The organism is Paenibacillus sp. FSL L8-0638 (assembly GCF_038593075.1).
In the GTDB taxonomy this organism is placed as follows: Bacteria; Bacillota; Bacilli; order Paenibacillales; family Paenibacillaceae; genus Paenibacillus; species Paenibacillus polymyxa_D.
Genome location: NZ_CP151960.1, coordinates 4,475,404 through 4,499,150 on the forward strand (window position 1 = coordinate 4,475,404; position 23,747 = coordinate 4,499,150).

16 protein-coding genes, 11 tRNA genes and 3 rRNA genes are annotated in these 23,747 nt (G+C 47.4%); 2 read left to right on the forward strand and 28 right to left on the reverse strand.

Annotated elements, in window-relative coordinates:
- Positions 1-28: 28 nt before the first annotated feature.
- A complete protein-coding gene (gene spoVB / locus MKY35_RS19760; protein ID WP_342444627.1) occupies positions 29-1,603 on the forward strand; it encodes a stage V sporulation protein B in 1,575 nt (524 codons plus the stop codon).
- A 5-nt stretch (positions 1,604-1,608) separates the two neighbouring features.
- On the opposite strand, the gene MKY35_RS19765 is transcribed toward spoVB, so the two are convergent.
- Positions 1,609-2,385 carry a DUF421 domain-containing protein gene (locus MKY35_RS19765; RefSeq protein WP_342444628.1) on the reverse strand — a complete coding sequence of 259 codons (777 nt, stop codon included), beginning with the start codon at positions 2,383-2,385 and terminating at the stop codon, positions 1,609-1,611.
- 206 nt (positions 2,386-2,591) lie between these two features.
- Between MKY35_RS19765 and MKY35_RS19770 the strand changes: the two genes are divergently transcribed.
- On the forward strand, positions 2,592-2,981 hold the full coding sequence (locus tag MKY35_RS19770) for a TIGR04086 family membrane protein (protein WP_061829378.1): 390 nt from the start codon (positions 2,592-2,594) through the stop codon (positions 2,979-2,981).
- 88 nt (positions 2,982-3,069) lie between these two features.
- Here the strand turns inward: MKY35_RS19770 and yajC are convergent, their stop codons facing one another.
- From yajC to MKY35_RS19905, 27 genes are all read right to left on the reverse strand, one after another.
- Positions 3,070-3,405: a preprotein translocase subunit YajC gene (gene yajC / locus MKY35_RS19775; RefSeq protein ID WP_069290201.1), complete on the reverse strand. Its 336-nt coding sequence runs from the start codon at positions 3,403-3,405 to the stop codon at positions 3,070-3,072.
- Between the two features lie 34 nt (positions 3,406-3,439).
- Complete coding sequence (gene tgt / locus MKY35_RS19780) at positions 3,440-4,579, reverse strand: tRNA guanosine(34) transglycosylase Tgt (RefSeq protein ID WP_039275028.1); 1,140 nt, start codon at positions 4,577-4,579, stop codon at positions 3,440-3,442.
- A gap of 20 nt (positions 4,580-4,599) precedes the next feature.
- Positions 4,600-5,628 (reverse strand): tRNA preQ1(34) S-adenosylmethionine ribosyltransferase-isomerase QueA, encoded by a 1,029-nt coding sequence (gene queA, locus MKY35_RS19785; protein ID WP_342444629.1) that lies wholly within the window; start codon positions 5,626-5,628, stop codon positions 4,600-4,602.
- Positions 5,629-5,635: 7 nt separating this feature from the next.
- Positions 5,636-7,729, reverse strand: coding sequence for a SpoIID/LytB domain-containing protein (locus tag MKY35_RS19790; RefSeq protein ID WP_342444630.1), 2,094 nt, complete (start codon positions 7,727-7,729; stop codon positions 5,636-5,638).
- Positions 7,730-7,958: 229 nt separating this feature from the next.
- A complete protein-coding gene (ruvB, locus tag MKY35_RS19795; protein ID WP_013372650.1) occupies positions 7,959-8,966 on the reverse strand; it encodes a Holliday junction branch migration DNA helicase RuvB in 1,008 nt (335 codons plus the stop codon).
- Between the two features lie 50 nt (positions 8,967-9,016).
- Positions 9,017-9,631: a Holliday junction branch migration protein RuvA gene (ruvA, locus tag MKY35_RS19800; protein ID WP_307347889.1), complete on the reverse strand. Its 615-nt coding sequence runs from the start codon at positions 9,629-9,631 to the stop codon at positions 9,017-9,019.
- On the reverse strand, positions 9,628-10,131 hold the full coding sequence (gene ruvC / locus MKY35_RS19805) for a crossover junction endodeoxyribonuclease RuvC (RefSeq protein WP_029514797.1): 504 nt from the start codon (positions 10,129-10,131) through the stop codon (positions 9,628-9,630). Before ruvC ends, ruvA begins: the two co-directional genes overlap by 4 nt.
- A 228-nt stretch (positions 10,132-10,359) precedes the next feature.
- Positions 10,360-11,064, reverse strand: coding sequence for a BofC C-terminal domain-containing protein (locus tag MKY35_RS19810; RefSeq protein ID WP_342444631.1), 705 nt, complete (start codon positions 11,062-11,064; stop codon positions 10,360-10,362).
- Positions 11,065-11,179: 115 nt separating this feature from the next.
- A tRNA-Pro gene (locus MKY35_RS19815) sits at positions 11,180-11,253 on the reverse strand.
- Positions 11,254-11,260: 7 nt separating this feature from the next.
- Positions 11,261-11,340, reverse strand: a tRNA-Leu gene (locus MKY35_RS19820).
- 12 nt (positions 11,341-11,352) lie between these two features.
- Positions 11,353-11,429 (reverse strand) — tRNA-Arg (locus MKY35_RS19825).
- Between the two features lie 5 nt (positions 11,430-11,434).
- Positions 11,435-11,509 (reverse strand) — tRNA-Gly (locus MKY35_RS19830).
- Positions 11,510-11,544: 35 nt separating this feature from the next.
- Positions 11,545-11,620: transfer RNA gene (locus tag MKY35_RS19835), tRNA-Lys, on the reverse strand.
- Positions 11,621-11,648: 28 nt separating this feature from the next.
- Positions 11,649-11,725 (reverse strand) — tRNA-Asp (locus MKY35_RS19840).
- Positions 11,726-11,751: 26 nt separating this feature from the next.
- A tRNA-Met gene (locus MKY35_RS19845) sits at positions 11,752-11,828 on the reverse strand.
- Positions 11,829-11,857: 29 nt separating this feature from the next.
- A tRNA-Val gene (locus tag MKY35_RS19850) sits at positions 11,858-11,933 on the reverse strand.
- A 10-nt stretch (positions 11,934-11,943) separates the two neighbouring features.
- Positions 11,944-12,015 (reverse strand) — tRNA-Glu (locus MKY35_RS19855).
- A 17-nt stretch (positions 12,016-12,032) separates the two neighbouring features.
- A tRNA-Ser gene (locus MKY35_RS19860) sits at positions 12,033-12,124 on the reverse strand.
- 3 nt (positions 12,125-12,127) lie between these two features.
- Positions 12,128-12,203 (reverse strand) — tRNA-Asn (locus MKY35_RS19865).
- 19 nt (positions 12,204-12,222) lie between these two features.
- A 5S ribosomal RNA gene (gene rrf / locus MKY35_RS19870) occupies positions 12,223-12,339 on the reverse strand.
- A gap of 152 nt (positions 12,340-12,491) precedes the next feature.
- A 23S ribosomal RNA gene (locus MKY35_RS19875) occupies positions 12,492-15,419 on the reverse strand.
- 402 nt (positions 15,420-15,821) lie between these two features.
- A 16S ribosomal RNA gene (locus MKY35_RS19880) occupies positions 15,822-17,377 on the reverse strand.
- Together the 16S, 23S and 5S rRNA genes with 11 tRNA genes alongside form the textbook arrangement of a ribosomal RNA operon.
- 501 nt (positions 17,378-17,878) lie before the next feature.
- The gene (locus MKY35_RS19885; RefSeq protein WP_342444632.1) at positions 17,879-19,477 is read right to left on the reverse strand and encodes a LysM peptidoglycan-binding domain-containing protein; all 1,599 of its coding nucleotides are present in this window, start codon (positions 19,475-19,477) and stop codon (positions 17,879-17,881) included.
- Between the two features lie 160 nt (positions 19,478-19,637).
- Complete coding sequence (gene ilvE, locus MKY35_RS19890; protein ID WP_029518432.1) at positions 19,638-20,522, reverse strand: branched-chain-amino-acid transaminase; 885 nt, start codon at positions 20,520-20,522, stop codon at positions 19,638-19,640.
- Positions 20,523-20,539: 17 nt separating this feature from the next.
- Positions 20,540-21,439, reverse strand: a complete 900-nt coding sequence (pheA, locus tag MKY35_RS19895; protein WP_342444633.1) for a prephenate dehydratase — start codon at positions 21,437-21,439, stop codon at positions 20,540-20,542.
- Positions 21,436-22,404 (reverse strand): homoserine kinase, encoded by a 969-nt coding sequence (gene thrB, locus MKY35_RS19900; protein ID WP_342444634.1) that lies wholly within the window; start codon positions 22,402-22,404, stop codon positions 21,436-21,438. The genes pheA and thrB overlap by 4 nt, the downstream gene beginning before the upstream one ends.
- Positions 22,405-22,431: 27 nt before the next feature.
- Positions 22,432-23,718: a homoserine dehydrogenase gene (locus MKY35_RS19905; protein ID WP_342444635.1), complete on the reverse strand. Its 1,287-nt coding sequence runs from the start codon at positions 23,716-23,718 to the stop codon at positions 22,432-22,434.
- Between the last annotated feature and the right edge of the window lie 29 nt (positions 23,719-23,747).

Genomic DNA, 23,747 nt, shown 5'->3' on the forward strand with positions numbered 1-23,747 from the left:
TTACATTTTGGGGAAGAGGGAGTTGCGATTGAAAAAGCAGACTTTCATCCATGGAGCAATCATTTTATTGGCAGCGGGAATTATTAACCGGATACTTGGTTTTATTCCCCGAATCGCACTCCCGCGTATCATCGGCCCCGAAGGAGTTGGCTTGTACCAACAGGGGTATCCCTTTTTTATCGTTCTGGTGACGCTTATTACAGGGGGGATCCCTCTTGCGGTAGCCAAGCTTGTAGCCGAAGCTGAAACGGCTGGACAGCCCGAAATGTCGCGGCGTATTTTGCACACCAGCCTGCGCTTCACCATTACACTCAGTCTGATCGCCATGGTGCTTTGTCTTGTGTTCGCGCCTTGGATCACAAGCCATCTTCTGACCGACAGCCGCGTGTATCATACATTCGTGAGCATGAGCCCAATGATTGTCATTGTAGCTGTTTCTTCAGCTTATAGGGGCTATTTTCAGGGAAAGCAAAATATGATTCCTTCCGCTAGTTCCTCGATTGCGGAGACCGTTATGCGCATTTTTTGTGTCATTTGGTTTGCTTACTTGTTACTTCCCCATGGGGTAGCCTACGCTGCTGCAGGTGCCATGCTCGGTGCTCTGGCGGGCGAATTCATTGGCATGATTGTGCTTCTTTGGCAATACGTGTGTAACCAGCGAAAAGATCGCATCCTTCAGCCGAATTCGCCTGGCCCTTCCTCTGAGGTTCATCCCGAGCAATCATCTGTTTTGTCACGTCTTATGTCTATATCCGTTCCCGTGACTGCTGGAAGGCTTGTCGGTTCCTTATCCTATTTGCTCGAATCTATCTTGTGCATGCGCAGTCTTGCCGTAGCAGGCATTGCAACTGGCGTGGCAACCGCACAATATGGAGCCATGCAGGGCATGGTCATTCCTGTGTTATTACTACCTGGGGTTCTGACCAGTTCATTAGCTGTTTCACTCGTTCCTTCGTTATCCGAAGCAGCGGCTAAGGGGCATATTATAGCCATTCACAAACGTCTACATCAATCGCTTCGGCTCGCTTTGGTTGCAGGAGCCCCATTTGCCGTGATCATGTATGTATTGGCAGAACCTCTGTGTCTGCTACTCTACAATAATGGCGATATTGCAGGAATGCTTAAGCTCATGGCACCTTTTGCTCTTTTTATGTACATTCAGGCCCCGCTTCAGGCAGCACTTCAAGCGTTAGACCGTCCTGGAAGTGCCTTATTAAATACCTTTATCGGAGCCGTTATCAAAATTGTGCTGATCGTCTGGCTTGCTTCCCAACCTCAGTACGGTATCTACGGAGCTGTCATCGCCATTTGTATTAACAGTGCCATTGTTACTCTCCTTCATGGCTTCAGTGTCAGCAGGCTACTTCGCTTCCGCGTACGTTTGCTCGATTTCTGGAAGACCGGGATAGGCATGATCATCATGGCAGCAGCAGTGTTATATACCTACAGACATTTAACGATGTTCGACCAAATGTGGCTCCAATTTATTTTTGCCGCAGGCTTGGGAATTATTCTGTACCTTTTCCTGATGACCTTGATCAAAATGATTGATTGGGACAACCTTACACGCATTCCAATCCTGAGAAGGTGGTTTAAAGCATAAGAAATCTAATCCGAAGATTTTCCATAGGCCGGTGGTGTAATGTACACATCACCTCTATGGTTAACCGAGCATAAAAAAACATCCTTAAAATCTTTGTGTCCCTTCGCTTGAATTTGATTTTTAAGCCAAAACCGGTTCATATCCATCCGTTCCAAATTTCGATCCAGCACCTTACCATCCATGATTAATGGAATAGGCAGTCCCTCATATCTAAACTTTCCACCGATTTGTGGAGAAGGATGGACTTTATTCACCTGTAGCTCTTTGTTTGCCAAATCTGTTCCGTTTAATTCCTGCTTCATTTTTTCGTGTTCCACTCCATCGTTATCATCCTTACCTATAACCGTTAGCTTACCTGTCGTTTCCAAAATAACATATTCAACTTCGTCCAGACTTTCTATATTTTGTTCACGAAGTTGTAACAGCAAGTCATCCAAATTGTAACGTTGTTTCACCATTTCGTCCTTGTTTAATTGTCCATTAGAGTACAATACACTGGGCCTACCATCAAATAGTAAGCGCAGTCGCCGACTTTTCAGGCTGAAATAGGAAATCCCAATTTGCAAAATTAACAGCACTCCTAAAGGAATCAATCCTTCGTAAAGTGGACGTTTTATGTCCTCCAGGCTGAATACAGCGATTTCCGCAATCATAATGGATATGACAAGATCGAAAACAGACAATTTGCCGATCTCCCTTTTACCCATCAAGCGCATCACTAAATATACAATAAAATACATGAGCAGCGTCCGAAAAATATGAGCAAAAATATCGTGACTCAATATGTTCGCCTCCTCCCCTGTACTTGCAATAAGACATGAGTCGTTCATTGTACACGTATTCTGACCGTTCCTCAAATGGCTCATTCAAAAAACAAAAGGCTAAATTATTGAAATAAAGAGAAAGACTGCTTGCGACTTGGTACTAAGCCGTGAGGCTTGGCCATAGAATGATAATAGTTCAAACCTTGGTACAGGAGGAATTATCAATGGAGCTCATTCGCCGCTGGTGTTCGTTTCGTCTGGCCCATCCTATTTTATCCGGCTTATTCTATGCTTTTGCATGGATGCTGCTTGGCGCATTGATTCTTTCACTACTCTTGTGGCTGACACAGATGCAGGAACAGGACTTATCATTGTATACGTACATCGTCCATGCATTCGCCATGCTATCTGGCGGCTTCGTCGCCGGTAAAAGATCCACAAACAAAGGCTGGTATCAAGGCGGTATTACAGGCATCCTGTATGGACTAATCGTTCTTCTGGTCGGTTTTCTGGCATTGGATGCGGGCATGAACGGCAAGGACCTGTTACACTTAGGTTTCGCGTTTGTCATAGGCGCAGGTGGTGGGATGTTTGGCATTAATCTCAACAAGTAATCACAATGTTTGTATCCATGTAATAAAACAACACAAAAAAACCGAGCCTCCTCAAAGGCTCGGTTTTTGCATAACGGTCACCAGCATTTTACGATTTGGAAACAACTTCCTCAGATGCCGTGTCTTTTGCAATCGCGTTGCTGATTGCACTGCGGTCAAAGGTCAGCTTCGTGACATCATTCACACGCAAAACTACTACATCATCCGTAATCTCCATAATTGTACCGTGAAGACCTCCGATTGTAATTACTTTATCTCCCTTTTTCAAAGCTTGAAGCATCGTTTGACGCTGCTTTTGTTTTTTCTGATTCGGGCGAATCAGCAAGAAATAGAAGATTACAAACATCAGAGCCAGTGGCCAGATCATTTGGAAAAGTCCGCCAGTTCCACCGGGTGCAGTAGCGGCTGTAGCAAAATGAAACATGTTAAATCCCCCTTTCGTATACTCTCCCTAAAACTTAAAAGCCTTTATCATTATCATGAAGACCGTACTGCTCAAAAAATTCATCTCGGAAATCAAGCAGCCTGTCATCCATAATCGCTTGTCTGACATTACGCATCAATTGTATTAAGAAATGCAAGTTATGATACGTTGTCAGTCGGAGCCCGAAGGTTTCATCCGCTTTAATCAAATGTCGCAAGTAAGCACGTGAATAATTGCGACAAGTATAACAATCACAAGCGGGATCGAGCGGGCCAAAATCACTTGCATATTGGGCATTGCGAACGACAAGACGACCTTGGCTGGTCATCGTTGTCCCGTTGCGAGCAATTCGCGTTGGAAGTACACAATCGAACATATCCACACCACGGATAGAGCCTTCAATCAAAGCATCAGGCGAACCCACGCCCATCAAATAACGTGGCTTGTTGGTAGGAAGCAGAGGAACCGTATAATCGAGCACTTCATACATCAAATGTTTCGGTTCACCTACGCTCAGTCCACCAATAGCATACCCCGGGAAATCCATGGAAGTCAAATCCGCAGCGCTTTGCTTGCGCAGATCTTCATGCATGCCTCCCTGAACAATGGCAAACAGACCTTGATCATGAGGACGCGCGTGTGCCTCTAGACAACGCTCAGCCCAACGGCTGGTGCGTTCCAGTGACTTTTTAACATACTCATATTCAGCCGGAAACGGCGGGCATTCATCGAAGGCCATCATAATATCTGAGCCAAGCGAGTTTTGAATTTCCATCGCCACTTCTGGTGAAAGAAACTTCTTATCTCCATTTAAATGAGAGCGAAAATGAACACCCTCCTCTGAAATTTTACGCATTTCACTTAAAGAAAACACCTGGAATCCGCCGCTGTCTGTTAAAATAGGACGATCCCAATTCATAAACTTGTGCAGTCCACCCGCTTCACGAATAATATCGTGGCCCGGACGAAGAAACAAATGGTACGTGTTACTCAAAATAATTTGAGCATCCATCGCTTTCAGTTCCTCAGGACTCATCGTTTTAACAGTCGCCTGAGTTCCCACAGGCATAAAGGTTGGTGTCTCAATAACTCCGTGAGGAGTGTGTACACGCCCGAGACGGGCTCCCGATTGCTTGCAGGTTTTGATATGTTCGTATCTTATTGCTGGTGCCATATTTTCTCTACCATCCTTAATTAATAAATGAACATTGCATCCCCGAAGCTGAAAAACCGATATTTTCGGTCAATCGCCTCCTGGTAAGCATGCATAATATTCTCCCTGCCCGCCAGTGCGCTGACCAGCATAACCAAGGTGGATTTGGGCAAATGAAAATTCGTAATCATCGCATCCACCACACGGAATTCATAGCCTGGATAAATAAAAATCTGTGTCCAGCCACTACTGGCCTCTAATACTCCATCACCAAATTTATTACCCACCGTCTCCAGCGTCCGGCAACTGGTCGTCCCCACCGCCACGACTCTTCCACCGCGCGCCTTGGTTTCATTGAGCACATCGGCTGTTTCCTGTGACAATGAATAGTATTCTTCATGCATTACATGCTCTTCAATCGTATCCACAGACATCGGTCTGAACGTCCCTAAGCCAACATGAAGTGTGATAAAGGCAACGGTAACGCCCTTCTTTTTAATCTGGTCCAGCAATTCTTCTGTAAAGTGCAGCCCTGCCGTTGGAGCCGCAGCCGAACCTTCATGCCGAGCATAAACGGTCTGATAGCGCTCACGGTCATCCAGTTGTTCCTTGATATACGGCGGAAGCGGCATTTGGCCCAATCGGTCCAATATCTCCTGGAAAATACCGTCATATGAAAATGTCAGTACCCTTCCGCCCATATCTCCTTCTTCCTCAATTACTGCTTTCAGCTCATCACCGAAAACGATAACAGCACCCTTTTTCAGCTTTTTACCGGGTTTCACCAATGCTTCCCATCGGTCCCCTTGCAGTTGCTTAAGCAACAAAACCTCAGCCTTAGCTCCCGTGTCTTCCTTGATGCCAAACAAGCGTGCAGGAATCACTCTCGTATCGTTTAATACCAACGTATCCCCTGGTTGGAGATACTGCACAATATCCGAAAACGTATGATGGCCCACTTCACCGTTATTTTTGTTTAACGTCAGTAATCTGGAAGCGCTCCGATCAAGCAAAGGCGTCTGTGCAATTAATGTTTCAGGCAGTTCAAAATCGTAGTCGTTTACGTTCATATATTGGTCAGTCCTTAACTATATCCACATTTTTATAATAGTGTTGCAAAATTTTCTTGTAATCATACCCCTGCTCGGCCAAACCATTGGCACCCCATTGGGATAAGCCCAAACCATGACCATTTCCTTTACCTGTAAAAATAAAGCTTTGTGTTTTGTCAATGACTCGTGCATGACGATCTTCATTCATGACGATCACCCCGTTACCACTTGAAGTACTGCTGCCAGATGCGGACAGGATTTGAGTGCCTTGTGTACCACTTACATGAGAAGTAGCCCCATCAGCGCCTAATACAGTATAACTTCCGGTACTCGCAATATCAAACAGTGTGCTCGGGAGTCCGCCCATTGCTGAGCGAAACATATCCGGATACTTCACTTTCAAAGGGGATCCGTTCGCTTCAACCTCCAACACTCGCCCTGATGGACCACGTTTGGTGACATCGAGGTGATTAATAGAGGAAGGCACTGTACCCGTTACTTTCCCTTGCAGGGATTTAGCAAGCTGAGCTGACGTAAAGGGCCCCCTCACCCATGCATAGTCTCCGGACTGAGGCACCTTTTCTAATACAATGATCTCTTCACCCGGCTGCGCCTTGGCTATTGGTGTAACCGTCGATTGAATTTGGGGAATAGAACGCACATTTGTATTTTCCGCAGTGACGGTGATTTTGTCTAACCCCGCTTCTGTGACACCCTCCAGTTCCTTAGCATTATCCTCACGAATATACCCTGTCTTGCCACTGGAGAGAAGTACATGATACCATTCCTGTGCTCCTTTTTGCGCCGAAGTATCCCCCGAGCTGTCTACGCTGGCAAAGGCTTCGCCACCACTGTTCCACACCTCGGAAGCATCTGCTGTCACACCGCCCGCATTAGATGAAAATACAGCTTCGACCACTTTGCCGCCACTTTTAATGACTTCACCAGCTGTTGCATCTACAGCCTCATTGACATTGGCATGTTCCGAGCTCTTACCGTTGTAAGCCTGGCTTAACGTGCCGTCTACCACATTGCCGATCTGAAACCGATTGCCTTGGGCAAGCGCGTAGCTACGAGCCGCTACCGCTTGAGCCTTGAGCGCTTCATCTGGCCATGAGGAATAGACCTCTGCTCCTACCACGGAATACAAATACTGCTCCAAAGGAACTTCGTTCACAAGCGCCAGCTGACCTGACGTCATGCCAATCTCCATCTCGCCGCGATATATACGCTGTGATCTTTCCATCACTTGTATTCCATCATTACCACCGCTGACAATTACCTTGCTATTATCAGAACCACTTAGCATGTAATGAGACATCACCTGCGAGCCAGTCGTGACTCCTGCTTCCTGTCTTATAATGAGGCCGGTTTGAGTAGCATTAACTTTAGACAGCGTGAGTCTCGGTTGCTTGCTCTCCAACTCAGTTTTCAAAGCCAACAGCTTGCTGTCATTACTTTCTTCTCCAACCCACACAGCATACTGACCTCTTGATTGAATCACAGTAAAAGCATCAAAGCCCGCCGCAGCAATTGTCGTTCGAACGAGATTAGCTTCCTGCTCGCTTCCGTAGCTTCCAGTGGACCAATGCTTGTTTCCCTTCACCTCGGCCTGCGCTCCGGTTGCCGAGGAAATCCGCTGTACAGCAGCCTGCGCAGACTGTTCACTAGCATATATTCCCGCGTACACTTGATACACAGAGCTACCATTTTTTGAACCGATAAAAACCGTAGGTTTATCATTAGTCTTTTGCAGGGCTTGCGCCGCTTTTATCGCCGCTGCTTCATTTCCTTCAAGTACCTTCACCCGATAGCTGTCTACACTAAAACGAGCTGTACTGTCTGGCAGTCCCATCCAAGTTTGAAAGCTGCCTCCACTGTTCTGTCCAACACTCAGACCTCCTGATGATTTCAAGGTTACAGCGGGGACTGTCGCTTTATATTTGCTACCTAGATCCGCAAAAATCACTACACGAATATCCTCTTGGGCGGCGGCAGCATGAACGCCCGAAGACCAAGGTATGCACACTGTAGCTAATACCATAATCGCTGCTGCTCGTTTGGCCCGGCCCATCCATGCACCGAAAATACTTTCTCGGTTAAATGCTTTTCCACTCATTTCTGGCTCCCCCAATCTAGCTGCCTAGCACTTATATTTGCGTAATTTATCGGGCTCTCGATCCTTGTCTGTCCCTTTAAATACATCGGCGGAATAAGCCAAAATGTAAACCCGCCAAAATCTTACTTATACTCTCATTTCCTCAGTCATCCATCAGCCGATATCGTATTCACCATACTTGCATGTAACCATGCAATGATTTTTTTTAAAAGTGCATCATGTTTCCTAATCACCGTGGATCCGTTGGCATGGGGATTCCAAGGTGGGCATATGCCGCCGGAGTCACTGTTCGTCCCCGAGGTGTTCTTTGTAAAAGACCAATTTGTAACAAATAGGGTTCATACACGTCCTCAATAGTCTGACTCTCTTCACCAATGGTTGCAGCAATTGTGTCCAATCCTACAGGTCCGCCCCGGAATGAATGAATCATGGCCTTAAGCATTTTATGATCAATTTCATCCAGCCCGAGAGGATCTATTTGAAGTCTCTTTAGCGCCTCTGCAGCCAACTCAGAATGAATAATTCCGTCTCCGGCAACCTGGGCAAAATCACGCACCCTTTTTAATAGTCGGTTGGCAATACGCGGTGTCCCCCGTGAACGCAATGCGATTTCCTCCGCCGCATCCCCGACAATTTCAATCTCCATAATATCCGCGTTCCTAGACACAATGTAAGCCAGCTCGTCTGTCGTATAAAACTCTAATCGACTAATAACACCAAACCGGTCACGCAATGGCGCAGAGAGCAGCCCAGCGCGCGTAGTGGCCCCTATAAGAGTAAAGGGTGGCAAATCCAGACGGACCGAGCGTGCACTCGGGCCTTTACCAATCATAATATCCAGCGCAAAATCCTCCATCGCCGGATACATGACTTCTTCCACCGTACGATGAAGGCGATGAATCTCATCAATGAACAAAACATCACCCTCTTGAAGATTGGTCAGCAATGCTGCCAAATCTCCCGGTCTTTCAATTGCAGGACCTGAAGTTGTACGCAGATTAACCCCCAACTCATTGGCGATAATGTTAGCAAGAGTTGTTTTACCCAACCCCGGCGGTCCGTACAACAGTACATGGTCCAACGCTTCTTTACGCATTTTGGCCGCTTCGATATATACTTTCAGATTTTCCTTAACCTGATTTTGCCCGATATATTCATTTAGATAACGGGGGCGAAGGCTTAGCTCCGCCGTCTGGTCTTCCATCATCAAATTGGCGGAAATAATCCGGTCATCCATATTCCATCGCTCCTCTTTTCACCAGACACTTGTTAACGGACATCCGCGTCCTATCCGGCAAACAACAGTTGCAAAGCCCGCTTCATCAAAATATCGGCAGATTCATCAGGTTTTGCATCTTTCTTCATTCTGCTCCATACCTTATCCAACTCAGTATCAGTATAACCGAGGGCCTTGAGCGCCTCACGGGCCTCGCCCCAATATGAACCTTCGCCTTCTTCTACGACAGGCTCAGCAAACAATCCAGTTGCCATCCCCAACGAGCCAATACCGTCCAGCTTGTCTTTCAAATCCAGAATCATACGTTGTGCCGTCTTTTTACCGATCCCCGGTAACTTGGTGAGAAATGTGATATTCTCCTGATAAATCGCCGTTACCACATGAGCAGGCGTACCGCCTCCTAAAATACCAAGCGCAACACGCGGTCCAATACCAGATACATCAATCAGTTTACGGAATAGCTGCTGCTCCTCACGGGTCGCAAAACCGAACAGTAAAATAGCATCTTCCCTTACATGATGGTGAATATAAATAACCACTGGACCTTCAGTTTTGGCGAACGCGTAAGGATTCGGACAAAATACCCGGTACCCTACACCCTGTACATCTAAAACGACATATTCATTTTCCAAATGGGCCACAGAACCACGCAAGAAATCTATCATTTTCGCAATACCTCATTTAATTTTGAATTTAGTCCATAGGAGTGCGCATGACAAATAGCCACCGCCAAAGCATCCGCTACATCGTCCGGTTTCGGCACAGTTTGAAGCTTTAGAAACATTCTAACCATTTCTTGTACCTGTTTCTTCTCAGCCTTACCATACCCTACAATAGCCTGCTTTACCTGCATCGGCGTGTATTCACCTATAGGCAAATTACGTTGTTTTGCAGCCAGTACCAGCACCCCACGTGCCTGACTTACAGACATAGCGGTTGTAACGTTGCGATTAAAAAAGAGCTTTTCCAGTGCTACTGCATCAGGCTTATATTTATCTATTAATTGCAACATGCCTTCATACACATGAAGCAGCCTTTCTTCTTCCGGTGTATGAGCCTCCGTCTGGATGCAGCCATACTGCACAGGCACCACTTTACTGCCAATCTTGTCTACAAACCCGAAGCCCACAATAGCAATACCCGGATCAATTCCTAGAAAACGCAAAAAAATCTCTCCTCTATCGCTCAATCATGGCGTAACTAACCAATAGTCACGTTATCCTGAATATACTCAAAAGCCAAATACCATATAAAGCGAACATATGTGTCGTTCTTTTCATTATAACAAAACTTTGTATCTAATAGAGGAAAAAATTTAAACATGAGTAAAAACATAAAAAGAGACGCTTCAAGCCTCACCTCATGGGCAAAGCCTAACGTCTCGCAGTTGTAATCAATAGTGCTGTTTTAATACCCTTTGTGTTCGCTCCACGGCAAAGTCACTAAAAGTGGAAATTACACTGTTATACTCATTTATATCCTGTACACGGATTCCCTGCTGAAGTTGTTTATACACCCCTTCTGGCAAGGCCGTCTCCATGGAACCCACATCCAATTGAAAAAAAGTGCGGATAACTTTTTCTCTTTTAGGCAGTCCTTCATACAATGTAAGCTGGCCGTCAGTGCTCAAACCCATGTATCCACGCTCTTTGCATGACTCTGACAAGTCTTCCACCCTGCGTTCCAGCCACACCTCTCCTTTGGTATTAAGTCGTCCCTTCCAATCGGGATGTTGCTTCAGTAAGGTCTCTAGCTGCTGTGAACTTAGCGTTCCCAAGGAAAGTGTTTCCGTACCACATACGTAGGTGGTTAACAGACGGGTCTTCCTGCTTATACCGGAAGCACGAATACTTTGTAATAGTTGCATATGTGAGGAGTGATCTTCAGTTGGACCCAGATGTGAAGCCTCCTCCATGCCCTCCTCTGCCATGACGGTAGTAGCGAGTGGCTGTGACAACATAGCCTGCATATAATTCGAAAACAGAATACCCAACCCTGCCAGCAAACAAGCCGCACCAAAAATGCTACAGGCCCACACTGTTCTTCTCCACTGTTTCCAGCGCCGTTTCATCTGTTTTTTCCAACTTAATCGCTTCACAGTAATCCCTTCCGTCCCACTTTTTGTGTTAGTGTGACCTGGCGATTACTGATTTATACAAAAAGATAATTAATATAACAAAAAAGCCGCTGCTTCCAGCGACTTTCCTTTTGAATCGGGATGACACGATTTGAACATGCGACCCCCTGGTCCCAAACCAGGTGCTCTACCAAGCTGAGCTACATCCCGAAATACATGCCGGTGAGAGGACTCGAACCTCCACGGTTTCCCTCACGATTTTGAGTCGCGCGCGTCTGCCAATTCCGCCACACCGGCTTATGAAGTTAATGGCGCGCCCTGAGAGATTCGAACTCCCGGCCTTTTGATTCGTAGTCAAACGCTCTATCCAGCTGAGCTAAGGGCGCAAATATGGAGCGGACGACGGGAATCGAACCCGCGACCCTCGCCTTGGCAAGGCGATGCTCTACCGCTGAGCCACGTCCGCAATATTATTATATCCATGACATATAAGTTCATGAATGGTGAGCCATGAAGGACTCGAACCTTCGACACCCTGATTAAAAGTCAGGTGCTCTACCAACTGAGCTAATGGCTCCCAACAGGGTAATATAACTTTGTAAAAATGGCGGAACTGACGGGATTCGAACCCGCGATCTCCTGCGTGACAGGCAGGCATGTTAGGCCTCTACACCACAGTTCCATAGCAGTTTACATTCAAAATATAATTGGTTGCGGGGGCAGGATTTGAACCTGCGACCTTCGGGTTATGAGCCCGACGAGCTACCGAACTGCTCCACCCCGCGATAATATTAGGGACTTCTATTTAAATAAATGGTGGAGGCTGAGGGGCTCGAACCCCCGACCCTCTGCTTGTAAGGCAGATGCTCTCCCAGCTGAGCTAAGCCTCCATACTACTTATGACCCGTAGGGGATTCGAACCCCTGTTACCTCCGTGAAAGGGAGGTGTCTTAACCCCTTGACCAACGGGCCATACAATAAAATAATTATGGCGGAGAGAGAGGGATTCGAACCCTCGAGACGCTTTTGGCGCCTACACGATTTCCAATCGTGCTCCTTCGGCCAACTCGGACACCTCTCCATATGGCTCCCCGAACAGGACTCGAACCTGTGACAACTCGATTAACAGTCGAGTGCTCTACCAACTGAGCTATCAGGGAATAACATTCATAAAGCTCTGCTTGGCGACGTCCTACTCTCCCAGGACCCTGCGGTCCAAGTACCATCGGCGCTGGAGGGCTTAACGGTCGTGTTCGGGATGGGTACGTGTGGAACCCCTCCGCTATCGCCACCAAACATGAATTTGCTATGCAAATTCTATCGTACGGTTATTCAGTTCATCACATATCGTGTGAATGAATAGCCATTCGCTTGTCGTATGTCTCTTGTACATACGTTCAAGGTTACACCCTGAAAACTGGATCCGAAACTCATTTGCGTTTTATTCTTAGGATAAGCCCTCGACCGATTAGTATTGGTCAGCTCCATGCATTACTGCACTTCCACCCCCAACCTATCTACCTCGTCGTCTTCAAGGGGTCTTACTAATTGGGAAATCTCATCTTGAGGGGGGCTTCACGCTTAGATGCTTTCAGCGCTTATCCCTTCCGTACATAGCTACCCAGCGGTGCTCCTGGCGGAACAACTGGTACACCAGCGGTACGTCCATCCCGGTCCTCTCGTACTAAGGACAGCTCCTCTCAAATTTCCTACGCCCACGACAGATAGGGACCGAACTGTCTCACGACGTTCTGAACCCAGCTCGCGTACCGCTTTAATGGGCGAACAGCCCAACCCTTGGGACCTACTTCAGCCCCAGGATGCGATGAGCCGACATCGAGGTGCCAAACCTCCCCGTCGATGTGGACTCTTGGGGGAGATAAGCCTGTTATCCCCAGGGTAGCTTTTATCCGTTGAGCGATGGCCCTTCCATGCGGTACCACCGGATCACTAAGCCCGACTTTCGTCCCTGCTCGACTTGTAGGTCTCGCAGTCAAGCTCCCTTCTGCCTTTGCACTCTTCGAATGATTTCCAACCATTCTGAGGGAACCTTGGGGCGCCTCCGTTACTCTTTAGGAGGCGACCGCCCCAGTCAAACTGCCCACCTGACACTGTCCTCGCACCGGATTACGGTACCAAGTTAGAACCTAGATACGATCAGGGTGGTATCCCAAGGATGCCTCCCTTCAAGCTGGCGCTCAAAGTTCTACGGCTCCCACCTATCCTGTACAGATCGTACCCAAATTCAATATCAAGCTGCAGTAAAGCTCCATGGGGTCTTTCCGTCTTGTCGCGGGTAACCTGCATCTTCACAGGTATTAAAATTTCACCGGATCTCTCGTTGAGACAGCGCCCAAGTCGTTACGCCATTCGTGCGGGTCAGAATTTACCTGACAAGGAATTTCGCTACCTTAGGACCGTTATAGTTACGGCCGCCGTTTACTGGGGCTTCGGTTCATAGCTTCGCCCGAAGGCTTACCACTCCCCTTAACCTTCCAGCACCGGGCAGGCGTCAGCCCGTATACTTCGCCTTGCGGCTTCGCACAGACCTGTGTTTTTGCTAAACAGTCGCTTGGGCCTTTTCACTGCGGCCCCCTCGGGCTATTCACCCTACCGAGGCACCCCTTCTCCCGAAGTTACGGGGTCATTTTGCCGAGTTCCTTAACGAGAGTTCTTCCGCGCGCCTTAGAATTCTCTTCTCGCCTACCTGTGTCGGTTTGCGGTACGGGCACCTTCTCCTGGCTAGAGGCTTTTCTTGGCAGTCTGAGATCATGACCTTCGCTACTATAATTTTCGCTCCCCATCACAGCCCAGCCTTAACAATGTGCGGATTTGCCTACACATCAGCCTCACTGCTTAGACGGACATCCATCCGTCCGCGTCACTACCCTACTGCGTCACCCCATCGCTCATAGCGGATTACGGTGGTACAGGAATTTCGACCTGTTGTCCTTCGACTACGCCTATCGGCCTCGCCTTAGGTCCCGACTTACCCTGAGCGGACGAACCTTCCTCAGGAACCCTTAGGCTTTCGGCGGATCTGATTCTCACAGATCTTTTCGTTACTCATACCGGCATTCTCACTTGAATGCAGTCCAGCGCTCCTTACGGTACACCTTCAACCCGCATTCAACGCTCCCCTACCCCTGATGCAATGCATCAAGCCATAGCTTCGGTGGTGTGTTTAGCCCCGTTACATTTTCGGCGCAGAGTCACTCGACCAGTGAGCTATTACGCACTCTTTCAATGGTGGCTGCTTCTAAGCCAACATCCTGGTTGTCTGTGCAACTCCACATCCTTTCCCACTTAACACACACTTGGGGACCTTAGCTGATGGTCTGGGCTGTTTCCCTTTCGACAATGGATCTTAGCACTCACTGTCTGACTCCCGGAACTAAATCTATGGCATTCGGAGTTTGACTGAGCTTGGTAACCCTTGCGGGCCCCGCACCCAATCAGTGCTCTACCTCCACGATTCTTCTTTCCGAGGCTAGCCCTAAAGCTATTTCGGGGAGAACCAGCTATCTCCGGGTTCGATTGGAATTTCTCCGCTACCCCCACCTCATCCCCGCATTTTTCAACATGCGTGGGTTCGGGCCTCCAGTGCGTGTTACCGCACCTTCACCCTGGACAGGGGTAGATCACCCGGTTTCGGGTCTACGTCCACGTACTCAAGTCGCCCTATTCAGACTCGCTTTCGCTGCGGCTTCAGCTCTTCACCTTAACCTTGCACGGGAACGTAACTCGCCGGTTCATTCTACAAAAGGCACGCCATCACCCATAAATAGGGCTCTGACTTCTTGTAAGCACACGGTTTCAGGATCTATTTCACTCCCCTTCCGGGGTGCTTTTCACCTTTCCCTCACGGTACTGCTTCACTATCGGTCGCCAGGGAGTATTTAGCCTTGGCAGATGGTCCTGCCGGATTCATACGGGGTTTCACGTGCCCCGCACTACTCGGGATCCGTCTCGGAGAGAACCAGTTTTGAACTACAGGGCTTTTACCTTCTCTGGCGGGCCTTTCCAGACCTCTTCATCTAACCGGTTCCTTTGTAACTCCATGTGAGACGTCCCACAACCCCAAGGAGCAAGCTCCTTGGTTTGGGCTAATCCGCGTTCGCTCGCCGCTACTGACGGAATCACTATTGTTTTCTCTTCCTCAGGGTACTTAGATGTTTCAGTTCCCCTGGTCTGCCTCTATTCTGCCTATGTATTCAGCAGAAAGTGACTGTCGATGAAGACAGCCGGGTTTCCCCATTCGGACATCCCCGGATCAAAGCTTGCTTACAGCTCCCCGAGGCTTTATCGTTGTTCGCCACGTCCTTCGTCGGCTCCTGGCGCCTAGGCATCCTCCGTGTGCTCTTTGTAGCTTAACCTAGACTTTTCTTTGATAAAAGAAAATGTCGATGTTCGATAAAGAATGATTTTTGCCAAAGGCAAAAGATCTTTCCTTACCTGCTACCTTTATTTCACTTGTTTACACAAGATCAGCTTAAAGGAATATTCTAAAACGCAATTTCGTTTCGGTATCCAGTTTTCAAGGTGCAATTCGCTTCTTCGAAGCGAAACCCGATGAATATTTCGGTTCTACACGGATGTGTGAATGAAGTATTCGTCGAAGCTTGAGAGTTTGAGCTCTCAAAACTGAGCAACGAGTGAGTAAGTTTAGGATATTCATTTCATTCACACGAACGTGATGAACCGAATTGAATATCCGGTCGCAGGTACATGTACCTGCTAATTTGAATGTTTCCATCGCAGGAAACGATTCTCCATAGAAAGGAGGTGATCCAGCCGCACCTTCCGATACGGCTACCTTGTTACGACTTCACCCCAATCATCTACCCCACCTTCGGCGGCTGGCTCCCTTGCGGGTTACCCCACCGACTTCGGGTGTTGTAAACTCTCGTGGTGTGACGGGCGGTGTGTACAAGACCCGGGAACGTATTCACCGCGGCATGCTGATCCGCGATTACTAGCAATTCCGACTTCATGTAGGCGAGTTGCAGCCTACAATCCGAACTGAGACCGGCTTTTCTAGGATTGGCTCCACCTCGCGGTTTCGCTTCCCGTTGTACCGGCCATTGTAGTACGTGTGTAGCCCAGGTCATAAGGGGCATGATGATTTGACGTCATCCCCACCTTCCTCCGGTTTGTCACCGGCAGTCTGCTTAGAGTGCCCAGCTTGACCTGCTGGCAACTAAGCATAAGGGTTGCGCTCGTTGCGGGACTTAACCCAACATCTCACGACACGAGCTGACGACAACCATGCACCACCTGTCTCCTCTGTCCCGAAGGAAAGGTCTATCTCTAGACCGGTCAGAGGGATGTCAAGACCTGGTAAGGTTCTTCGCGTTGCTTCGAATTAAACCACATACTCCACTGCTTGTGCGGGTCCCCGTCAATTCCTTTGAGTTTCAGTCTTGCGACCGTACTCCCCAGGCGGAATGCTTAATGTGTTAACTTCGGCACCAAGGGTATCGAAACCCCTAACACCTAGCATTCATCGTTTACGGCGTGGACTACCAGGGTATCTAATCCTGTTTGCTCCCCACGCTTTCGCGCCTCAGCGTCAGTTACAGCCCAGAGAGTCGCCTTCGCCACTGGTGTTCCTCCACATCTCTACGCATTTCACCGCTACACGTGGAATTCCACTCTCCTCTTCTGCACTCAAGCTCCCCAGTTTCCAGTGCGACCCGAAGTTGAGCCTCGGGATTAAACACCAGACTTAAAGAGCCGCCTGCGCGCGCTTTACGCCCAATAATTCCGGACAACGCTTGCCCCCTACGTATTACCGCGGCTGCTGGCACGTAGTTAGCCGGGGCTTTCTTCTCAGGTACCGTCACTCTTGTAGCAGTTACTCTACAAGACGTTCTTCCCTGGCAACAGAGCTTTACGATCCGAAAACCTTCATCACTCACGCGGCGTTGCTCCGTCAGGCTTTCGCCCATTGCGGAAGATTCCCTACTGCTGCCTCCCGTAGGAGTCTGGGCCGTGTCTCAGTCCCAGTGTGGCCGATCACCCTCTCAGGTCGGCTACGCATCGTCGCCTTGGTAGGCCTTTACCCCACCAACTAGCTAATGCGCCGCAGGCCCATCCACAAGTGACAGATTGCTCCGTCTTTCCTCCTTCGCCCATGCAGGAAAAGGATGTATCGGGTATTAGCTACCGTTTCCGGTAGTTATCCCTGTCTTGTGGGCAGGTTGCCTACGTGTTACTCACCCGTCCGCCGCTAGATTGTTTAGAAGCAAGCTTCTAAACAATCCCGCTCGACTTGCATGTATTAGGCACGCCGCCAGCGTTCGTCCTGAGCCAGGATCAAACTCTCCATTAAAGACCAGCCGAAGCTGGTTTACAGAAAGAGCGATAAGCTCATGTTGAAACTGACGAGATAAAAAAATATCTCTTGTTTGATTTTGCGAACAAAATCGTTTTACTCACTCGTTGTTCAGTTTTCAAAGATCAAACCTGCATCATATCTCACTTTGTTTCACCACCGCATCTCAGCGGCGACTTAAATAATATATCATGTTTTCCGCGTCTTTGCAACACTTTTTTTAAGAGAATTTTATAATCAACTCTGCTTTGTTTTCGTGTTGCTAACTATCTTGTAAAAGACAGCTATAAGAATATACCACATATATAAGCTTAGTAGCAACACCTTTTTTTAGAAATTATTTTCTCATCTTTAAAATCACTGCATTTAAATAAAGAGACCATTATTCCCTCAAGCAGAATAACAGTCTCTTTAACATTCATTTCTTTCTCTTAATGACTAATAAAGCCGGGGCACTACTAGGAGTCTCTCTTCTTTTACTTTTTACTTTTAGCCACGTCAGTCCCTAATCCATGGATTTTTACGCGAACGAGCACTATAGGATGAGGAACGAGTTTCTCCTCCAGTTGAATTACGGGATTTTTGCTTCTTATTAGTAGCATTTTTACTGGAAACCTTGACTTTGGACGTCTCTTCTTTAGATGTGATGCCAGAGCTGTCTTTTGATTTACCTTTACTCACGCTACGATCCTTTGTTTTAGAAGAAGAATCAATTTCATTTTGGGATGCTATAGTCAGATTGTTACCTACCTCCTGCGTTCCTGGAATTGCTGGTGCCGACTGGACGTTCTCTTCCCGGCATCCACAGTCTGGCATAAACATATAGGGTGTTGTATATCCCTCTAATGGATACATAGGTGCATTCCCATGCGCAAACGGATGATAAGGGGAATTCGCAGATTGTTGTCCTTGTAGTTGGCTATAGTCCGATACGTGTCCAGCCGCAGGCAAACCATATGGAGGTCCTCCCCATGCCTGGCTCCATTGGCTGCTCTGGACTGTACTCTCTGAATACTGCGGCGGATGCCCTTGGTGGATAAATGGAGGATAGACAGGATAGGATGCATTTTCAGACGCTTCATGGCTCGGATAATATCCGGGGGCGCAGCAATCTGAATAGGCAGGATAAGGTGTTGGATGGGCATTTATAATTGGTGTCTGCACAGGCCCCCAGCACCATGGATGCTCACAGTCATGATGATAGTCCTGATCAGAAACTACAGTAGGAGAGGCATATTCTGCTAAGGAGGTATTTATAGGCGCTTGAGGAGACCCAATCCCCGGATACCACGAGTTCGGCATTGCATTTATTTGTGGGCTATAATCAAATGTCGGCTGTTGTATCGACCACTCGGAATTTACCATCGGCTCCGATTTTGTGCAGCCGCAAAACTTTTCAGCTACAGGTTGCTTCACAACAGTTGTAGGAAGCTGTGGCTTAGATGCAATCGGTTGGGTAACCATAGGTTGCATTTGAGGTGGAGCAGGTGGTGTAACTATGGGCTGCATTTGAGGTGGAGCGGGATTTACGGGTGCCATAGGAACTTCAGGCAGTTTTAATTCAGGAAGCTTAGGAGGATTCACTGTTTCTTTCGGCTGTGTCATCTCCTCTTTAGGGCTAGGCATATTCTCCGGCTCAGGCTGTGTCAACTCTGCCTTGGGCTGGGTAAGTTCTTGCTTAGTGGGGGATTCAGATTTAGGTTGTGTCATCTCTTCTTTGACTGCGGTATTTTTTTTATTCTCAGTAAAATCAGAATTCTCTTCTTTGTAGTGTGGAATATTAACTGTTTCTCCAACCAGTAGTGCGTTCGGGTTTTTAAGCTGGGAATTGGCATCAATAATTAGCTTGAGCGGTACATTCCACGCCTTGGACAACTTCCACAATGAATCTCCTTGCTTAACCTTGTGTTGATATACCGTTGACGGCTGTGTTTCCATCGTGACAGGCTCTGTTGGAATTTTAATTTTCTCGCCGATACTCAACTGATTAGGGTCTGCCAATTGGGGATTGGCGGCAATAACTTTCTCCAGCGTCACATTATACTTCTGTGCCAGCAAGTACAGAGTGTCACCTTTTTTGACGATGTGTATTTTCACAGGTCACAAACCTCCTAGACTTTCGTTCGGGCGGGATAAACGCCCGGCTTCTGTTATTACATCCTATGCACCTCCCGGGCGAATGACCCCATACAAACAAAAAAATCCTTTTAACTGAATACTCTCGCGAGCAGTTCAATTAAAAGGATTCGGTTTTATTTTAGTCCTGCCACACTTTGTAGCCATCCTGATCCACGATCTTCCGGAACTCAGCCAGGAGCTCCAAAGTTACTGGGCCAGCAACGCCAGAGCCGATCGTACGACCATCCACTTCATAAGCTGCAATAACTTCTGCCGCAGTTCCTGTAAAAAACACCTCGTCCGCAACGTATACATCATGCAGTGTAAAAGGTTGTTCCTTAAGGGAGTACCCAAGCTTAGCACACAAATCGATAATAGCATTACGAGTGATCCCTTCAAGCGCCCCCAAATAGCAAGGAGGTGTATACAACACTCCGTTTTTGACAATGAAAATGTTGTCTGCAGAGCCTTCCGTCACATACCCTTGGGAATTGAGCATAATAGCCTCACCTACACCAGCATAGTTAGACTGGATCTTCACGAGGATATTGTTGAGATAGTTCAATGATTTAATCTTCGGATTCAAAGCATCCGGGATGTTGCGACGCTGAGAGACAGAAATTGTCTTCAGGCCAGTCAAGTAAGCTTCTTCCGGGTAAATGGCGAGCTGCTCCACGATAATGATGACACTCGCCTTCGCACAACGAAGAGGATCTAAACCTAGATTTCCTGCACCTCGGGATACAATCAGACGGATATATCCGTTACGCATTTCGTTAAGACGAATCGTTTCAGCCATTGCTTCCAACATTTCATCAGGAGACAACGGAATGTTTAACTGAATGGATTTCGCAGAATCATACAGACGCTCCAAGTGCTCCTTACATTTAAAAATATTCCCGTTATAGATACGAATGCCCTCAAATATACCGTCTCCGTACAAGAATCCATGATCATATACGGAAACCTTTGCGTTTTCCTTAGTCACATGCTGCCCATCCAGATAGATCCATTGTTCTGCCATTAAAACCACACCTCCGATTAATGTTCCTTTAAAATAGGTTCGATCGCTGCTTCAACATACTTGTAGCTTGGATAAGAGCCAAGAACACGTACATGGCACCCCAAAGCCTCGATCTCTGCAAAGGCTGCCGGAAGCAGCACGGAATGCAGAGATTCCAAAACTTCAATGTAAAAATAATAATTCCCCAATTGCTTTTTGGTCGGACGCGATTCAATACGGGACAGATTTAACCTGCGCCATGCAAATGCGGATAAAACCTGATGCAGCGCTCCCGGGAAATCCTGCGGCGGCGTGACCAAAATACTGGTTCGCTGACCTTCAGGCGTACCCGGGAGACTTATAGGTTGATGACCGATCAAGACAAAGCGGGTAAAGTTGTTATCGTGATCCGTCACTTTGCTGGCCAAAATATCCAATCCGTGTTTGGCAGCCGCAAGCTTGGTTCCGAGAGCGGTCCAGCCTTTACCGGGGTTATGTTTAACAATTTCGACGGCTTCTGCCGTACTTCCTGCACTCTCCAACTCGGCCTGAGGAGCGGAAGCCTGTATGAATTCTTTACACTGGGGAAGCGCCACAGGATGAGACATAATTTTGACCACTTTGCTCAAATCTAGCTTGTCCAAATCATTCGTAAATTCACTGCGATGACCAATAAGATTTTGAATTGAAGGATATACCCATTCCGCCTGCATTTGAATGTCTACTTCATGTACAAGCCAATCCATATGCAAACTTACAGAGCCATCAATCGTATTTTCAATGGGAATTACACTATAGTCTGCCTGACCCTTGTCTACTGCCTGAAATACGTCCGCGATATGTTTGTAAAAAAGGAATTCATGGGACGTATCTCCTAACAAATACTTAATCGCTTCATGAGAAACAGTCCCCTCAGGAAGAAGTGCAATTCGTTTCATATCGTAAGTTCCCCTTTAATCATATCCATAAAAGGGAGAGTATTCCCTTCTGTATATACTTTAACTCCTTCATTCTCAGGGCGCAATTTTAAAACAGAAGCAGTGATCCCCTCTTTGTTCATGGTATCCGTTAAATACTGCTCCAGCTCTGCTTTCCGATTTTCCCGCCGATCTGTCAATGCCAGCAACGTTGGTCCAGCCCCACTTAGAGCCACACCCAAAGCACCATAATGGTGCGCATCCTGCAAGATCTCTGTCATACCTGGCACAAGTGCCGCGCGGTAAGGCTGATGAAGCTGATCACGCATCGCTTCGGCGATTAAGTCGGTTCGCCCTGATGCCAATGCTGCTACCAGCATGGAAGCATGACTTATATTATATACAGCATCCTTCAATGATACTTGTGCGGGTAGAACCTCTCTGGCTTTCGACGTGGACAGCTGAAAATCTGGAATAACTACCATAACCTCCAGATTAGTATCCGGTTCAAGTCGTAAATGCCTAGCACGCTCACCGTCCCACATCGCTGTAATAATACCGCCAAACAGAGAAGCTCCAACATTATCCGGATGTTTTTCAATGGCGCTTGCCATATCGAACAATTTGGAATCCGGCAGAGGCGAGCCAATCAACGTATTAGCAGCGACCAAGGCGCCCACAATGGCAGAAGCACTGCTGCCCAAACCACGGGTAAGTGGAATATCCGAGTACATCGAAATATCGAGCTCAGGGACAGATGCATCTGCTTCCCGAAAAACCATTTGTGCTACCTTGTAAATCAGATTGGTTTTATCTTGGGGAACACCATTCATTTCATCTCCGTATAAATGAAAAGCCGTCTGTTCGGCCTCCTTCATTTCAATCCATGCATATAAGGACAATGCCATGCCCAATGTATCAAAGCCCGGACCCAAGTTGGCCGTACTCGCAGGCACACGCACTCTTGCTGTTTTTAAAACGGTCATACAGACAATTCCTCCTGCTTTTATTGACTATCCCTCTACTCGATATACGCTCTTGATGCGACGGATGACGTCCAAAGTTTCAAAATGCTCTAAAACCTTTTTCATACTTGCTTTACTGGCTAAATGAGTCACGATAATAATTTCAGCATCGGGATTAACCTCATTCGGTTGCTGCACAACAGATGCCAGACTGACATCAAATTCAGCAAATACTTGCGTAATCCGTGCCAACACCCCTGCTTTATCATCCACATGCAGAAGCACGAAATTTTTGAAATACACATCTTCGTCGTTACTAATTTTTTTAGGGTTGTAAGGAACGATGGCTTTAAGCCCATTGACACCAAGTTTGAGATTTTTCACTACAGCTACTAAATCAGCTACAACCGATGTTGCCGTTGGCATTTCACCTGCACCCGCACCATAAAACATGGTTTCACCCACTGCTTCACCATGCACATACACCGCGTTGAATACCCCGTTCACCGAAGCCAATGGATGCTGCTTGCGTACCATGGTCGGCTGAACGTTAATCGTAAATTCATCACCCTGACGCTCTGCAATGCCGAGCAATTTCATTTCATATCCTAGTTTTTTAGCAAAAGCAATATCTTCACTGGTTACCTTTGAAATGCCGCTGACACTTACATCCTTGAGCTCTACATTAGAGCGGAAACCCAGCGTGCCGAGAATTGCCATTTTACGGGCTGCATCCAGTCCTTCCACGTCTGAGGTCGGATCGGATTCAGCATACCCAAGCTCCTGCGCTTCCTTAAGAACTTCCTCGTACGAGGCCCCTTCCTGACTCATTTTTGTTAAAATAAAGTTTGTCGTACCGTTCACAATCCCCATAATGCGGGTAATACGGTCGGAGGAGAAACCTTCAATTAGTGTACGAATGATCGGGATACCGCCTGCCACACTAGCTTCATAAAAAATATCACACTGCTTTTCCTGCGCCTTTGCTAATACTTCAGAACCGTGCAAAGCCATTAAGTCCTTGTTAGCTGTTACGATGTGTTTACCCCGCTCCAGCGCTTCAAGAATGTACTCCTTCGTCTGATTAACGCCGCCCATGACTTCGATAATTACATCAATTTCAGGGTCCCGAATAACTTCCCATGGGTCCTCAGTAAGCTTGCTCGTCTCCACTTCAATGGAACGATATTTTTCTATGTTTTTTACAGCTATTTTTTCAATGATGATCGGTGAACCGACTTGTCTGCTCAAGTCTTCCTGATTGCCTTCTACGATTCGAACGACTCCCGTTCCTACCGTCCCCAAACCTAACAATCCTACTTTAACCGGTTTCATCCATTCCCCTCCTGAAAACTTTTATCTAA